Below are 13192 nucleotides of genomic sequence, written 5' to 3'. Positions count from 1 at the left end.
AATAGGAAGTTCATATTTGTTACCATTAATTTCTAAAATTGCATTTTTTGACATGATAATAGGTATATTTTGTATATTTAATAATCTCTGTTGCGAATTTAATAATTTATTCTTGAATTTTAAAATTAATATATAGTTAAATTACACAATTGGTGTTTATGAAATTTATAGCAAATAATGAATTTAAGTTGCTTTTCAAACTAATTAAAATATAGACAACTAATAACCTTCAAAGACAACTGTATAGACAGAAATGAACACGATAAAAAAACACCTAAAAGGTTTTTGAAGCCAATTAGGTGTTAGGTGTGTAATAAATTAGTGAGATGCTGAAATGAGTTCAGCATGACAAATATGTTTTATTTTACTTTAAAAGCATTTGCGCCTGGAAAGTAAGCTACTTCGTTTAATTCTTCCTCAATACGTAATAATTGATTGTATTTTGCCATACGATCGGAACGAGAGGCTGAACCTGTTTTAATTTGTCCACAGTTTAAGGCCACTGCTAAATCAGCAATTGTATTGTCTTCAGTTTCTCCAGAACGGTGACTCATAACTGAAGTATAACCTGCATTATGCGCCATATTTACAGCTGCAATTGTTTCAGATAACGTACCGATTTGATTTACTTTAATTAAAATTGAATTGGCAATTCCTTCTTTGATACCACGAGAAAGTCTTTCTACATTAGTAACGAATAAATCGTCTCCTACTAATTGTACTTTGTTACCTATTTTGTCTGTTAAGTACTTCCAACCTTTCCAATCGTCTTCATACATTCCGTCTTCGATAGAAATAATTGGATATTTTGAAGCTAATTCAGCTAAATAATCAGCTTGTTCTTCAGAAGTTCTAATTTTTCCACCTGCACCTTCAAATTTAGTATAATCGTATTTTCCATCTACATAAAATTCTGAAGCGGCACAATCTAAAGCTATCTTTATGTCATTTCCAAAAGAATATCCAGCTGTTTCAACTGCTAATTGTATCGTATCTAAAGCATCTTCTGTTCCGCCAGCTAAATTTGGTGCAAAACCACCTTCATCTCCAACTGCTGTTGATAAATTTCTATCGTGTAATACTTTTTTCAGGTTGTGAAAAATTTCAGTCCCCATTTGCATCGCATGAGTAAATGAAGTCGCTTTTACAGGAATTATCATAAATTCTTGGAATGCAATCGGTGCGTCTGAATGCGAACCACCATTGATAATGTTCATCATTGGAACAGGCAATGTGTTTCCTGAAACGCCTCCAACATATCTGTATAATGGCATTCCTAATTCATTTGCTGCTGCTTTCGCAACAGCTAAAGAAACGCCTAAAATGGCATTTGCTCCTAAATTAGATTTATTAGGCGTGCCATCTAATTCAATCATCATTTTATCAATAGCGTTTTGTTCAAAAACTGACATGCCTACCAATTCTGAAGCTATAGTTGCATTTACATTTTCAACTGCTTTTAACACACCTTTGCCCATATAAGCTTTTCCGCCGTCACGTAATTCAACTGCTTCATGTTCGCCAGTTGATGCACCAGATGGAACTGCAGCTCTTCCTAAAATTCCATTTTCTGTAATTACATCCACTTCAACAGTAGGGTTACCTCTTGAATCTAATATTTGTCTTGCGTGAACTTTAATTATTATGCTCATATTTAGTTATTTTTTAAATTCTTTATTATTAATTTAACAAAGTTAAATATATTTTTTTTCGGATTTCGTAAATATTACAAAACTTATAAACGATAACGTTTTAGTTTTTAGAAGATTTTATGTTTTCGATGAATTCATCAAATAAGTAACTAGAATCATGAGGTCCAGGGCTTGCTTCTGGATGATATTGCACAGAAAAACAATTTTTAGATTTCATTTTCATACCTGCAACGGTTCCGTCATTTAAATGAACATGCGTTAATTCAAAATCAGGATGTTTTTCTAATTGTTCTTTATTTACGGCAAATCCATGATTTTGAGAAGTGATTTCACCCTTCCCTGTTACCAGGTTTTTCACAGGATGATTAATGCCTCTGTGTCCATTGAACATTTTATATGTTGAAATTCCATTGGCTAAAGCAATTACTTGATGTCCTAAACAAATTCCGAATAAAGGTTTATTTTCTGCTAAAATATTTCTGGCTACTTCTTGTGCCGAAGCTAGCGGATCTGGATCTCCAGGACCGTTTGATAAAAAATATCCATCAGGATTAAATGCTTTCATATCGTTAAAAGTAGTATTATATGGATATACTTTAATATAACAATCACGTTTCGCTAAATTTCTTAAGATATTTTTTTTGATTCCTAAATCTAAAGCGGCTATTTTATATGTGGCATTTTCATTTCCGACAAAATAAGAAATTTTAGTAGAAACCACCGAAGCTAAATCTAACCCTTCCATATTTGGCGCTTGTTTTAATTTAATTTTCAAATCTTCAATTGAAGTTCCATCTGTAGAAATAATTGCATTCATGGCGCCGTTATCTCTGATGTAACTAACTAAAGCGCGTGTGTCAACATCTGAGATCACAATTAAGTTTTGTTTTTCTAGATAGTCGTACAGACTTTCAGAAGCGTCAACACGAGAATAATTCATACTAAAATTTTTACAAACTAAACCAGAAATTTTAACAGAATCTGATTCTACTTCATTTGTATTGACTCCATAATTACCGATATGCGCATTGGTTGTAACCATAATTTGCCCATAATATGATGGGTCTGTGAATATTTCTTGGTAACCAGTTGTGCCAGTATTAAAGGCAATTTCCCCAAAAGTTGTACCTGAAATTCCAATTGATTTTCCGTAGAAAATAGTTCCATCTTTTAATAAAAGTACTGCTTGTTGTTTGTTGTTGTATTTCATCAGTTGTTGTAGTTTTTAAAAAAGAGATAAACATCTAATTTTAAGTTACCTTAATTATATTGCAAAATTACATTATAGTATTTATAAAAAAAAAGGATAAACAAAAATTTGTTTATCCTTTTTTAAGTATTTTAAATCAACTGTTTCATGATTATTCAGAAGCTTCTGTTGTATCAGTTGTATCAGTTGATTCGGCAGCAGGAGTTTCCGCTACAGTTTCATCTGCTTTTTTTGATTTACCTCTACGAGTAGATGCTTTTTTAACTTCTTTTTTAGCAGTTGAATAAATTGTATTAAAATCAACCAGTTCAATCATTGCCATATCTGCGTTATCCCCTAAACGGTTTCCTAACTTAATGATACGTGTGTAACCTCCTGGACGATCAGCAACTTTAACAGCAACTTCTCTGAATAATTCAGTAACAGCATATTTACTTCTTAAATAAGAAAAACAAATACGTCTGTTGTGCGTTGTATCTTCTTTTGATTTTGTTACAAGAGGCTCAAAAAATTGTTTTAAAGCTTTCGCTTTTGCGACAGTTGTATTGATACGCTTGTGTTCAATTAGCGAACATGCCATATTAGCAAGCATTGCTTTTCTATGACCTGTTTGTCTACTTAAATGGTTGAATTTTTTTCCGTGTCTCATGACGTAATTATTTTATCTTCATCTTGCATCAATCCGCTTTGGAGAGCAAAATATGAATGAATTATTCTTTATCTAACTTGTATTTTGCTAAATCCATTCCGAAAGTAAGGTTTTTATTTGCCACTAACTCATCTAATTCAGTTAGTGATTTTTTACCAAAATTACGGAATTTCATTAAATCGTTTTTGTTGAAAGAAACTAAGTCTCCAAGGGTATCAACTTCAGCAGCTTTTAAGCAATTTAAAGCTCTTACTGACAAGTCCATATCAACTAATTTAGTTTTCAATAGTTGTCTCATGTGTAATGATTCCTCATCATAAGACTCAGTTTGAGCAATTTCATCAGCTTCTAAAGTGATTCTTTCGTCAGAAAACAACATAAAATGGTGAATCAACGTTTTGGCTGCTTCTGTTAAAGCATCTTTTGGATTAATTGAACCATCAGTTTTGATTTCGAAAACTAATTTTTCGTAATCTGTTTTTTGTTCAACACGGAAGTTTTCAATTGAATACTTCACATTTTTTACAGGCGTATAAATAGAGTCTGTAAAAATTGTTCCAATAGGAGCGTTAGGTTTTTTGTTTTCTTCAGCAGGAACATATCCTCTACCTTTTTCGATAGAAAGTTCCATGTTGATAGTTGTTTTGCTCTCTAGATTACAAATTACTAAATCTGGATTTAAAACTTGAAAACCAGAAATAAATTTTTGAAAATCACCAGCTGTAATCTGATCTTTACCAGAAAGAGAAATAGAAACTGATTCGTTATCTACATCTTCAATTTGACGTTTAAAACGTACTTGTTTCAGATTTAAGATAATTTCAGTTACATCTTCTACTACACCAGAAATTGTTGAAAATTCATGTTCAACACCTTCTATTCTTACAGATGTAATAGCAAAACCTTCTAATGCAGAAAGTAATACTCTTCTTAAAGCGTTACCAACTGTCAATCCGTAACCAGGTTCTAAAGGTCTAAATTCGAATTTACCTTCAAAATCGGTTGAATCGATCATGATAACTTTATCGGGCTTTTGAAAATTAAATATTGCCATATCTTCGACTAATGTCAATTATTATTTGTTATACAACTCAACGATTAGTTGCTCTTTAATATTTTCTGGAATTTGAAGTCTTTGAGGAACCGTTACAAAAGTTCCTTGTTTCGTATCATTATTCCATGTAATCCATTCATATACAGCAGAATTGTTAGCCAAAGAGCTTTCAATTGCTTCTAAAGATTTAGATTTTTCACGAACTGCAACAATATCTCCAGGTTTTAAGTGGTAAGAAGCTACATTTACCAATTCACCATTTACAGTGATGTGTCTGTGAGAAACGAATTGACGAGCAGATCTACGACTAGGTGCAATACCCATTCTGTATACTACATTGTCTAAACGAGCTTCACAAAGTTGTAACAAGATTTCGCCTGTTACGCCTGAAGCAGCAGCTGCTTTTTCAAATAAATTTCTGAATTGACGCTCTAAAATACCGTAGGTATATTTTGCTTTTTGCTTTTCCATTAACTGGACAGCATATTCAGATTTTTTCCCTCTTCTTTTTGCCAAACCATGTTGACCAGGAGGATAATTTCTTCTTTCGAAAGCTTTATCTTCTCCGAAAATTGCTTCACCAAACTTACGGGCGATTCTTGTTTTTGGACCAGTATATCTTGCCATTTTACAAATTTTAATTTAAGATAGGGATTATGAATTAAGGTCTTTCCTTCGATAATCTAAATTCCTACCTTTGTTTTATACTAATTGTTATACTCTTCTTCTCTTTGGAGGACGACATCCATTATGAGGCATTGGAGTAACATCAATAATTTCAGTTACTTCAATTCCACTATTATGAATTGATCTAATAGCAGATTCTCTACCATTTCCTGGACCTTTAACGTAAACTTTTACTTTTTTAAGTCCAGCTTCAAGAGCTACTTTTCCACAATCTTCAGCGGCCATTTGGGCAGCATATGGAGTATTCTTTTTAGAACCTCTGAAACCCATTTTACCAGCTGACGACCAAGAAATAACTTCACCTTTTTTGTTTGTTAACGAAATGATGATGTTGTTAAAAGTAGCGCTAATATGTGCTTCTCCAGAAGACTCAACGATAACTTTACGTTTTTTTGCAGTTGCCTTAGCCATATTATTTACTATTTAGTTGCTTTTTTCTTGTTTGCAACAGTTTTTCTTTTACCTTTTCTTGTTCTCGAGTTGTTTTTTGTTCTTTGACCTCTTAAAGGTAATCCCGCTCTGTGGCGAATACCTCTTTGACATCCGATATCCATTAAACGTTTGATGTTTAATGTGATTTCTGAACGTAATTCACCTTCGATTTTAAATGATGAAACCGCTTCACGAATTGCTCCGATTTCGTCATCATTCCAATCAGATACTTTTTTATCTTGGCTTACTTTGGCTTTTTCTAAAACCTCTATAGCTCTACTTTTACCCATACCAAAAATGTATGTTAAAGCGATAACTCCTCTTTTGTTTTTTGGGATATCAACCCCAGCTATTCTTGCCATAATTATCCTTGTCTTTGTTTAAATCTAGGATTCTTTTTGTTAATAACGTATAATCTTCCTTTTCTACGCACGATAATACATTCTGCGCTTCTTTTTTTAACTGATGCTCTTACTTTCATCTTAATTTGCTTTATGCTATATGCTTTTTGCTTTAAGCTTACTGCTTATTGCCTATCGCCTATTGCTTTTTTAGTATCTATAAGTAATTCTAGCTTTTGACAAATCGTAAGGACTCATTTCAAGTTTTACCTTGTCTCCTGGTAATAATTTAATGTAATGCATACGCATTTTACCTGAGATATGAGCAATTACAACATGTCCGTTTTCTAATTCCACACGAAACATTGCATTAGATAATGCTTCTACAATGCTTCCGTCTTGTTCTATTGCTGATTGTTTTGCCATAATTAATTAAGCGACAGCTTTTCTATTTTTACCACTTTTCATTAAACCATCATAATGTTTGTTTAACAAGTATGAATTGATTTGTTGAATCGTATCGATTGCAACTCCGACCATAATAATTAACGAAGTACCACCATAAAAGTAAGCCCAAGCTCCTTGTACATCTAATAATCCGTGGATAATAGCAGGGAACACTGCAATTAAAGCCAAGAATAATGAACCTGGAAATGTGATTAGAGACATTAACTTATCAAGGAAATCTCCAGTTTCAGCTCCTGGTTTAATACCTGGAATGAAACCTCCACTTCTTTTTAAGTCATCTGCCATTTTATTGGTTGGTACCGTAATAGCGGTGTAAAAATACGTAAAAATAACAATTAATAAAGCAAAAACTATATTATAAACTAAACCGAATGGGTCTTTAAACATATTTGAAATGCTTAAAGCCGTGTCCGACTTAGATAATCCAGCTAATGCAGCAGGTATGAACATGATTGCTTGCGCAAAAATAATTGGCATAACACCTGCAGAATTCAATTTTAATGGAATAAATTGTCTATTATCATCCATTGAATCAGATTCAAAATCTCCAGAAACTGATCGTCTTGCATATTGAACCTGAACTTTTCTTAAAGCCATTACTAATAATATGGTAGCTATAATAACTACTAACCAAATAATTACTTCAATAATGATTTTCATAGGACCACCATTGTTAATTGCAGTTGCGAATTCTTGTATAAATGCTTCTGGCATTCTTGCTAAAATTCCTACCATAATTAATAATGATATACCGTTACCAATTCCTTTTTCTGTAATCCTTTCTCCTAACCACATTGCGAAAATAGTTCCCGAAACGATGATTAATACAGACCCAAATAAAGGGAAGAAAGTAAAGAAATCAGGATTTACAAATGCTTCAGCAGGTAAGGTTTGTTTTAAATTAAAAATATAACCTGGTCCTTGAACCAATGTAATTGCTATAGTTAACCAACGTGTAATTTGATTAAGTGTTTTTCTACCACTTTCACCATCTTTTTGAAGTTTTTGTAAATACGGAATCGCAATTCCCATTAACTGAACAACAATCGATGCAGAGATGTAAGGCATAATTCCTAATGCAAAGATAGAAGCTTCCGAGAAAGCACCACCAGTAAATACATTAATTAACCAACCGATTCCGCCTTCTGTTTGATTACTAAGACTTTGTAATTTTGTTGAATCAATACCTGGTAATGTTACTTGCGAACCAAAACGGTACACAAGTAAGATTCCAAGAGTAACTAAAATTTTATTTTTTAGTTCTTCTATTTTCCAAACATTGATAAATGATTCTATAAATTTCTTCATAGTTATACTAATTAAAGAATTACTACTTCTCCTCCAGCAGCTTCGATAGCCGCTTTTGCAGTTGCAGTAAATTTGTGAGCACTAACTTTTAATTTTGTTTTTAGCTCACCTCTTCCTAAAATCTTTACTAAGCTATTTTTGGTAGCCAAACGTGTTTCTACAAATACTGTAAAATCTACAGTTTCTGAGATGACACCGTTTGCTACTAAACCTTGTAAAGTATCAAGATTTATACCTTGATATTCTACTCTATTGATGTTTTTAAAACCAAATTTTGGTACTCTTCGTTGAAGGGGCATTTGACCTCCTTCAAAACCAATTTTCTTTGAATAACCAGAACGAGATTTGGCTCCTTTGTGACCTCTTGTTGAGGTACCACCTTTACCAGAACCTTCACCTCTACCTACTCTTTTGTTTTGGTTGTGAACAGAACCTTCTGCTGGTTGTAAATTACTTAAATTCATAACATGTATATTGTTATTTAGTTTCCTCTACAGAAACTAAGTGTTTAACTTTATTTACCATTCCAAGTACAGCAGGACTTGCATCGTGCTCTACAACTTGACCCATTTTTCTGATACCAAGAGCGATTAATGTTCTCTTTTGGTCTAATGGACAGTTGATTTTACTTCTTACTTGTTTTACTAAAATTTTCATATCTCCTTGATTTATCCTTTAAATACTTTATCTAAAGATACTCCTCTTTGTTTTGCAACAGTAAGAGCACTTCTCATTTGTAACAAAGCATCAAAAGTTGCTTTCACTACGTTGTGAGGGTTTGATGAACCTTGAGATTTAGATAATACATCGTGTACACCAACTGATTCTAATACCGCACGTACAGCACCACCAGCAATAACTCCAGTACCGTGTGAAGCTGGCATTAAGAATACTCTAGCACCACCAAATTTACCTTTTTGCTCATGAGGAACAGATTGTCCACTTAAAGGAATTTTTACTAAATTTTTCTTAGCATCTTCTACTGCTTTCGCAATTGCTTCAGAAACATCTTTAGATTTTCCTAAACCGTGACCTACTACTCCGTTTTCATCTCCAACTACAACGATAGCTGAAAAACCAAAAGCTCTACCACCTTTAGTTACTTTAGTAACACGATTAACACTCACCAAACGGTCTTTTAATTCAAGACCTGCTGGTTTCACTAATTCTACGTTTTTATAATTTTGATACATACCTTAGAATTTAAGTCCCGCTTCTCTAGCGCCTTCAGCTAACGATTTTACTCGTCCATGGTATAAGTTTCCTCCTCTATCAAAAGAGATAGTAGAAACACCAGCTTTAAGTGCTTTTTCAGCGATCAATTTACCAACTGCATTTGCAGTTTCGATTTTAGTACCTGCAGTAACTCCTTTATCTCTCGATGAAGCAGCAACTAAAGTAACACCGTTTACATCATCTATGATTTGTGCATAGATTTCTTTATTGCTTCTAAAAACAGAAAGTCTAGGTTGAGCAGCAGTTCCGCTTACAGTCTTTCTGATTCTAAACTGTATTCTTTGTCTTCTTTCAGATTTTGTTAATGACATAACTTTATATTTTAAGCTGATTTACCTGCTTTTCTTCTTACTTCCTCACCTACAAACTTAACCCCTTTACCTTTGTACGGTTCTGGTTTACGGAAAGCTCTGATTTTGGCAGCAACTTGTCCTAATAATTGTTTGTCAAATGAAGTTAATTTCACTATCGGATTTTTACCTTTTTCCGAGATGGTTTCAACATTTACTTCAGATACTACTTCTAGTACGATATTGTGTGAAAAACCTAAAGCTAAATCTAATTTTTGCCCTTGGTTTGATGCTCTATATCCTACTCCAACTAGTTCTAATTGTTTTGTGAAACCTTCTGCTACTCCAATAATCATGTTATTGATTAATGAGCGATAAAGTCCGTGTTTCGCTCTCTCATTCTTATGGTCAGATGAACGTTCAACGATAACATTGTTATCTTCAATTTTGATCGTTACATCAGAATATTCCTGAGTAAGCTCGCCTAATTTTCCTTTTACTGTAACAACAGCGTCTTTAACTTCTACAGTTACTCCAGCTGGAATTGCAATTGGATTTTTACCTATTCTTGACATCTTATATGGTCTTTAAAATTAGTATACGTAACAAATTACTTCACCACCAACATTTAATTGTTTAGCCATTTTACCAGTCATCACTCCTTTAGAAGTTGACACGATAGCGATACCTAAACCATTTAAAATTCTTGGGATATTCGTAGAACTTGCATATTTACGTAAACCTGGTTTACTAATTCTTTGGATATCTTTAATTACGGACTCTTTAGTATCTTTATCATACTTTAAAGCAATTTTGATAGTACCTTGAACAGTAGCATCTTCAAACTTGTAACTTAAGATATATCCTTGATCGAATAAAATCTTTGTGATTTCTTTTTTCAAGTTCGAAGCAGGAATTTCAACCACTTTGTGGTTTACTCTAGCTGCATTTCTTACTCTAGTAAGATAATCGGCAATTGGATCTGTATACATATGTATAAATTTGCGATTATGGTTTTCAGAAAGCACTCACTTCCTGAACCTTTAACCAATTAAAATTATTTTTTGGTTTGCAAAAGTAATAACTTTTTGCGAGATTACCAAGAAGCTTTTTTAACTCCTGGTATTAACCCTTGATTAGCCATTTCACGGAATGTTACACGTGAAAGACCGAATTGACGCATATACCCTCTTGGTCTACCAGTTAATTTACAACGATTGTGTAAACGAATTGGCGAAGCATTTTTAGGTAATTTTTGTAAAGCTTCATAATCTCCGGCTTTTTTCAAAGCTTTTCTTTTTTCAGCATACTTATCTACAACAGCTTGTCTTTTAACCTCACGGGCTTTCATTGATTCTTTAGCCATAACTTAATTCTTTTTGAAAGGTAAACCTAATTCGGTTAATAATGATTTCGCTTCTTTATCTGTATCGGCAGAGGTAACAAAAGTAATATCCATTCCTGAAATTTTGTTTACTTTATCAATATCAATTTCTGGGAAAATGATTTGCTCAAGTACACCTAAGTTATAATTACCTCTTCCGTCAAATCCAGTAGATTTGATTCCACCAAAATCTCTTACACGCGGTAAAGATGAAGTAATAAGTCTATCTAAAAACTCATACATTCTTTCTCCACGTAAAGTTACTTTAGCACCAATTGGCATTCCTTTTCTTAGTTTGAATGAAGCAACGTCTTTTTTAGAAATTGTAGCAACTGCTCTTTGACCTGTAATTTTAGTTAACTCATCAACAGCGTAATCTACTAATTTTTTGTCAGACACTGCAGCACCTACACCACGGCTAATAACAATTTTTTCCAATTTTGGAACCTGCATTACATTTTTGTAACCAAATTCTTCTTTCAAAGCAGCAACTATTCTGCTTTTATATTCTTCCTTTAGTCTTGGTAAGTATCCCATAACTATATAACTTGATTAGATTTTTTTGAAAATCTTACTTTTGTTTCTCCATCCATTCTAAAACCAACTTTCGAAGTTTCTTTAGTTTTAGCGTCTAATAACGCTAAGTTAGAAATATGAATAGGAGCTTCTTTTTTCACGATTCCACCTTGTGGGCTTTTTGCACTTGGTTTCGTATGTTTTGAAACCATGTTTAATCCTTCCACTACAGCTTTGTTTTTATCGCGAATTACACGTAAAACTTTACCTTCTTGTCCTTTATGATCACCAGAATTAACTCTTACTAGGTCACCTGATTTTATTTTAATTTTCATCATTTCCTTAAAGAATTAAAGCACCTCAGGTGCTAATGATACAATTTTCATGAATTGTTTTTCACGAAGTTCTCTAGCTACTGGACCAAAAACACGAGTGCCTCTCATTTCACCACCAGCATTTAATAATACGCAAGCGTTATCATCAAATCTAATGTATGAACCATCGGCTCTTCTCACTTCTTTTTTGGTACGTATTACAACTGCAGTTGAAACAGATCCTTTTTTAACATTACTGTTAGGAGCTGCGTCTTTTATTGAAACTACAATTTTATCACCTACAGATGCGTAACGACGTTTCGTTCCACCTAGAACACGGATAGTCAAAACTTCTTTTGCTCCTGTGTTATCTGCTACTTTTAATCTTGATTCTTGTTGTACCATAATTACTTAGCTCTTTCAATAATTTCAACTAATCTCCAACATTTTGTTTTACTTAAAGGACGCGTTTCGCTAATCTTTACAGTATCACCAATATTACAGTCGTTTGTTTCGTCGTGTGCAACATATTTCTTAGTTTTCAACACGAACTTACCATACATAGGGTGTTTTACTCTTTTTGTTTCTGAAATAACAATAGATTTATCCATTTTATTACTAGTAACAACACCAACTCTTTCTTTTCTTAAATTTCTTTTTTCCATCTTTCAGCAGAATACAATTATTGTAACTCTCTTTTAGTAATTTCAGTAGCAATTCTTGCCACAGATCTTCTTAATGTTCTCATTTGAAGCGGATTCTCGATTGGAGAAATAGCATGAGCCATTTTAAGGTCGTTATACGTTTTCTTTACCTGAACAAGCTTTGCTTGTAAGTCAGCTACAGATAGATTTTTTATTTCAGATTGTTTCATAATTAATTTTTATTATGCTTCGAAATCTCTAGCAACGATAAACTTAGTTTTTACAGGAAGTTTTTGTGCTGCAAGACGTAATGCCTCTTTAGCAATTGAGATAGGCACTCCACCTACTTCAAACATAATTTTTCCTGGTTTTACAACAGCAGCCCAATATTCGACTGCTCCTTTTCCTTTACCCATACGTACCTCAAGTGGTTTTTTTGTAATAGGTTTGTCTGGAAATATTTTGATCCATAATTGACCCTCTCTTTTCATGTAACGAGTTGCAGCAATACGAGATGCTTCAATTTGACGAGACGTGATAAAAGAAGAATCCATAGATTTAATACCAAACATTCCGTTTGAAAGGATGTGCCCTCTTTGAGAGTTACCTTTCATTCTTCCCTTTTGTACCTTACGATATTTTGTTCTTTTAGGTTGTAACATTTTGTCTTTTAATTTAAAAAATTACTTTCTTTTGCGTGGAGCTGGTTTACCACCTTTTCCTTTTGAATCAAAACCACCTCTTTCAGAAGATTTTGGACCTTTTTTGTCCATACCTACTAACGGAGATAAATCTCTTTTACCATAAACTTCACCCTTCATTATCCATACTTTGATTCCCATTCTACCATAAGTAGTATGCGCTTCAGATAATGCATAATCAATGTCTGCTCTGAAAGTTGATAATGGAATTCTTCCTTCTTTGAAGCCTTCAGAACGCGCCATCTCTGCACCATTTAAACGACCAGAAATAAGAACCTTAATTCCTTCTGCATTCATTCTCATTGC

General features: G+C 33.3%; 23 protein-coding genes and 1 pseudogene. All 24 read right to left on the bottom strand.

Features of this window, described 5'->3' with window-relative positions; all coding sequences use genetic code 11:
* Positions 1-359 precede the first annotated feature (359 nt).
* A complete protein-coding gene (gene eno, locus ACIQ2I_RS09160; protein WP_396182087.1) occupies positions 360-1652 on the bottom strand; it encodes a phosphopyruvate hydratase in 1293 nt (430 codons plus the stop codon).
* Positions 1653-1752: 100 nt separating this feature from the next.
* Positions 1753-2862, bottom strand: coding sequence for a glutamine-hydrolyzing carbamoyl-phosphate synthase small subunit (gene carA / locus ACIQ2I_RS09155; RefSeq protein WP_396182086.1), 1110 nt, complete (start codon positions 2860-2862; stop codon positions 1753-1755).
* A gap of 151 nt (positions 2863-3013) precedes the next feature.
* Positions 3014-3511, bottom strand: coding sequence for a 50S ribosomal protein L17 (gene rplQ / locus ACIQ2I_RS09150; protein WP_396182085.1), 498 nt, complete (start codon positions 3509-3511; stop codon positions 3014-3016).
* Between the two features lie 61 nt (positions 3512-3572).
* Positions 3573-4565 (bottom strand): DNA-directed RNA polymerase subunit alpha, encoded by a 993-nt coding sequence (locus ACIQ2I_RS09145; RefSeq protein ID WP_396182088.1) that lies wholly within the window; start codon positions 4563-4565, stop codon positions 3573-3575.
* 21 nt (positions 4566-4586) lie between these two features.
* Positions 4587-5192, bottom strand: coding sequence for a 30S ribosomal protein S4 (rpsD, locus tag ACIQ2I_RS09140; RefSeq protein WP_396182084.1), 606 nt, complete (start codon positions 5190-5192; stop codon positions 4587-4589).
* An 87-nt stretch (positions 5193-5279) separates the two neighbouring features.
* Positions 5280-5663, bottom strand: coding sequence for a 30S ribosomal protein S11 (gene rpsK, locus ACIQ2I_RS09135; RefSeq protein WP_091314282.1), 384 nt, complete (start codon positions 5661-5663; stop codon positions 5280-5282).
* A gap of 8 nt (positions 5664-5671) precedes the next feature.
* Positions 5672-6046, bottom strand: coding sequence for a 30S ribosomal protein S13 (gene rpsM / locus ACIQ2I_RS09130; RefSeq protein ID WP_291241481.1), 375 nt, complete (start codon positions 6044-6046; stop codon positions 5672-5674).
* Between the two features lie 2 nt (positions 6047-6048).
* Positions 6049-6165 (bottom strand): type B 50S ribosomal protein L36, encoded by a 117-nt coding sequence (ykgO, locus tag ACIQ2I_RS09125; protein ID WP_002987490.1) that lies wholly within the window; start codon positions 6163-6165, stop codon positions 6049-6051.
* Between the two features lie 70 nt (positions 6166-6235).
* A complete protein-coding gene (gene infA / locus ACIQ2I_RS09120; RefSeq protein WP_091314296.1) occupies positions 6236-6451 on the bottom strand; it encodes a translation initiation factor IF-1 in 216 nt (71 codons plus the stop codon).
* A 6-nt stretch (positions 6452-6457) separates the two neighbouring features.
* Complete coding sequence (gene secY / locus ACIQ2I_RS09115) at positions 6458-7801, bottom strand: preprotein translocase subunit SecY (protein ID WP_396182083.1); 1344 nt, start codon at positions 7799-7801, stop codon at positions 6458-6460.
* Between the two features lie 11 nt (positions 7802-7812).
* Positions 7813-8265, bottom strand: coding sequence for a 50S ribosomal protein L15 (gene rplO / locus ACIQ2I_RS09110; RefSeq protein ID WP_396182082.1), 453 nt, complete (start codon positions 8263-8265; stop codon positions 7813-7815).
* A gap of 13 nt (positions 8266-8278) precedes the next feature.
* Entirely contained in the window at positions 8279-8458 is a 180-nt protein-coding gene (rpmD, locus tag ACIQ2I_RS09105) for a 50S ribosomal protein L30 (RefSeq protein WP_091314305.1), read from the bottom strand.
* Between the two features lie 11 nt (positions 8459-8469).
* Positions 8470-8994 carry a 30S ribosomal protein S5 gene (gene rpsE / locus ACIQ2I_RS09100; RefSeq protein ID WP_091314308.1) on the bottom strand — a complete coding sequence of 175 codons (525 nt, stop codon included), beginning with the start codon at positions 8992-8994 and terminating at the stop codon, positions 8470-8472.
* A 3-nt stretch (positions 8995-8997) separates the two neighbouring features.
* The gene (gene rplR, locus ACIQ2I_RS09095) at positions 8998-9348 is read right to left on the bottom strand and encodes a 50S ribosomal protein L18 (RefSeq protein WP_396182081.1); all 351 of its coding nucleotides are present in this window, start codon (positions 9346-9348) and stop codon (positions 8998-9000) included.
* 11 nt (positions 9349-9359) lie between these two features.
* Positions 9360-9902 (bottom strand): 50S ribosomal protein L6, encoded by a 543-nt coding sequence (gene rplF / locus ACIQ2I_RS09090; RefSeq protein WP_396182080.1) that lies wholly within the window; start codon positions 9900-9902, stop codon positions 9360-9362.
* A gap of 18 nt (positions 9903-9920) precedes the next feature.
* Positions 9921-10319 carry a 30S ribosomal protein S8 gene (gene rpsH / locus ACIQ2I_RS09085; RefSeq protein ID WP_353146832.1) on the bottom strand — a complete coding sequence of 133 codons (399 nt, stop codon included), beginning with the start codon at positions 10317-10319 and terminating at the stop codon, positions 9921-9923.
* 104 nt (positions 10320-10423) lie between these two features.
* Positions 10424-10693, bottom strand: a complete 270-nt coding sequence (rpsN, locus tag ACIQ2I_RS09080; protein ID WP_091314321.1) for a 30S ribosomal protein S14 — start codon at positions 10691-10693, stop codon at positions 10424-10426.
* A gap of 3 nt (positions 10694-10696) precedes the next feature.
* Positions 10697-11248: a 50S ribosomal protein L5 gene (gene rplE, locus ACIQ2I_RS09075; RefSeq protein ID WP_396182079.1), complete on the bottom strand. Its 552-nt coding sequence runs from the start codon at positions 11246-11248 to the stop codon at positions 10697-10699.
* Between the two features lie 2 nt (positions 11249-11250).
* The gene (gene rplX, locus ACIQ2I_RS09070; protein ID WP_396182078.1) at positions 11251-11565 is read right to left on the bottom strand and encodes a 50S ribosomal protein L24; all 315 of its coding nucleotides are present in this window, start codon (positions 11563-11565) and stop codon (positions 11251-11253) included.
* Positions 11566-11577: 12 nt separating this feature from the next.
* Positions 11578-11946 (bottom strand): 50S ribosomal protein L14, encoded by a 369-nt coding sequence (gene rplN, locus ACIQ2I_RS09065; protein ID WP_091314332.1) that lies wholly within the window; start codon positions 11944-11946, stop codon positions 11578-11580.
* Between the two features lie 2 nt (positions 11947-11948).
* Positions 11949-12206 (bottom strand): 30S ribosomal protein S17, encoded by a 258-nt coding sequence (gene rpsQ, locus ACIQ2I_RS09060; protein ID WP_166125940.1) that lies wholly within the window; start codon positions 12204-12206, stop codon positions 11949-11951.
* 17 nt (positions 12207-12223) lie between these two features.
* Positions 12224-12415 carry a 50S ribosomal protein L29 gene (gene rpmC / locus ACIQ2I_RS09055; protein WP_291241489.1) on the bottom strand — a complete coding sequence of 64 codons (192 nt, stop codon included), beginning with the start codon at positions 12413-12415 and terminating at the stop codon, positions 12224-12226.
* 12 nt (positions 12416-12427) lie between these two features.
* Positions 12428-12847, bottom strand: a complete 420-nt coding sequence (gene rplP, locus ACIQ2I_RS09050; protein WP_396182077.1) for a 50S ribosomal protein L16 — start codon at positions 12845-12847, stop codon at positions 12428-12430.
* Between the two features lie 21 nt (positions 12848-12868).
* Positions 12869-13192: pseudogene (locus tag ACIQ2I_RS09045) on the bottom strand (30S ribosomal protein S3); the annotation flags it as partial.

It is taken from the genome of Flavobacterium sp. (genome assembly GCF_044368995.1).
In the GTDB taxonomy this organism is placed as follows: Bacteria; Bacteroidota; Bacteroidia; order Flavobacteriales; family Flavobacteriaceae; genus Flavobacterium.
Note: the sequence above shows the minus strand (reverse complement) of the source record. Positions and strands in the feature narration are given on the sequence as shown.

Coding starts and splice junctions, on each gene's coding strand:
- eno (WP_396182087.1), bottom strand. CDS start 1,652: ATGAGCATAATAATTAAAGTTCACGCAAGACAAATATTAGATTCAAGA.
- carA (WP_396182086.1), bottom strand. CDS start 2,862: ATGAAATACAACAACAAACAACAAGCAGTACTTTTATTAAAAGATGGA.
- rplQ (WP_396182085.1), bottom strand. CDS start 3,511: ATGAGACACGGAAAAAAATTCAACCATTTAAGTAGACAAACAGGTCAT.
- ACIQ2I_RS09145 (WP_396182088.1), bottom strand. CDS start 4,565: ATGGCAATATTTAATTTTCAAAAGCCCGATAAAGTTATCATGATCGAT.
- rpsD (WP_396182084.1), bottom strand. CDS start 5,192: ATGGCAAGATATACTGGTCCAAAAACAAGAATCGCCCGTAAGTTTGGT.
- rpsK (WP_091314282.1), bottom strand. CDS start 5,663: ATGGCTAAGGCAACTGCAAAAAAACGTAAAGTTATCGTTGAGTCTTCT.
- rpsM (WP_291241481.1), bottom strand. CDS start 6,046: ATGGCAAGAATAGCTGGGGTTGATATCCCAAAAAACAAAAGAGGAGTT.
- ykgO (WP_002987490.1), bottom strand. CDS start 6,165: ATGAAAGTAAGAGCATCAGTTAAAAAAAGAAGCGCAGAATGTATTATC.
- infA (WP_091314296.1), bottom strand. CDS start 6,451: ATGGCAAAACAATCAGCAATAGAACAAGACGGAAGCATTGTAGAAGCA.
- secY (WP_396182083.1), bottom strand. CDS start 7,801: ATGAAGAAATTTATAGAATCATTTATCAATGTTTGGAAAATAGAAGAA.
- rplO (WP_396182082.1), bottom strand. CDS start 8,265: ATGAATTTAAGTAATTTACAACCAGCAGAAGGTTCTGTTCACAACCAA.
- rpmD (WP_091314305.1), bottom strand. CDS start 8,458: ATGAAAATTTTAGTAAAACAAGTAAGAAGTAAAATCAACTGTCCATTA.
- rpsE (WP_091314308.1), bottom strand. CDS start 8,994: ATGTATCAAAATTATAAAAACGTAGAATTAGTGAAACCAGCAGGTCTT.
- rplR (WP_396182081.1), bottom strand. CDS start 9,348: ATGTCATTAACAAAATCTGAAAGAAGACAAAGAATACAGTTTAGAATC.
- rplF (WP_396182080.1), bottom strand. CDS start 9,902: ATGTCAAGAATAGGTAAAAATCCAATTGCAATTCCAGCTGGAGTAACT.
- rpsH (WP_353146832.1), bottom strand. CDS start 10,319: ATGTATACAGATCCAATTGCCGATTATCTTACTAGAGTAAGAAATGCA.
- rpsN (WP_091314321.1), bottom strand. CDS start 10,693: ATGGCTAAAGAATCAATGAAAGCCCGTGAGGTTAAAAGACAAGCTGTT.
- rplE (WP_396182079.1), bottom strand. CDS start 11,248: ATGGGATACTTACCAAGACTAAAGGAAGAATATAAAAGCAGAATAGTT.
- rplX (WP_396182078.1), bottom strand. CDS start 11,565: ATGATGAAAATTAAAATAAAATCAGGTGACCTAGTAAGAGTTAATTCT.
- rplN (WP_091314332.1), bottom strand. CDS start 11,946: ATGGTACAACAAGAATCAAGATTAAAAGTAGCAGATAACACAGGAGCA.
- rpsQ (WP_166125940.1), bottom strand. CDS start 12,206: ATGGAAAAAAGAAATTTAAGAAAAGAAAGAGTTGGTGTTGTTACTAGT.
- rpmC (WP_291241489.1), bottom strand. CDS start 12,415: ATGAAACAATCTGAAATAAAAAATCTATCTGTAGCTGACTTACAAGCA.
- rplP (WP_396182077.1), bottom strand. CDS start 12,847: ATGTTACAACCTAAAAGAACAAAATATCGTAAGGTACAAAAGGGAAGA.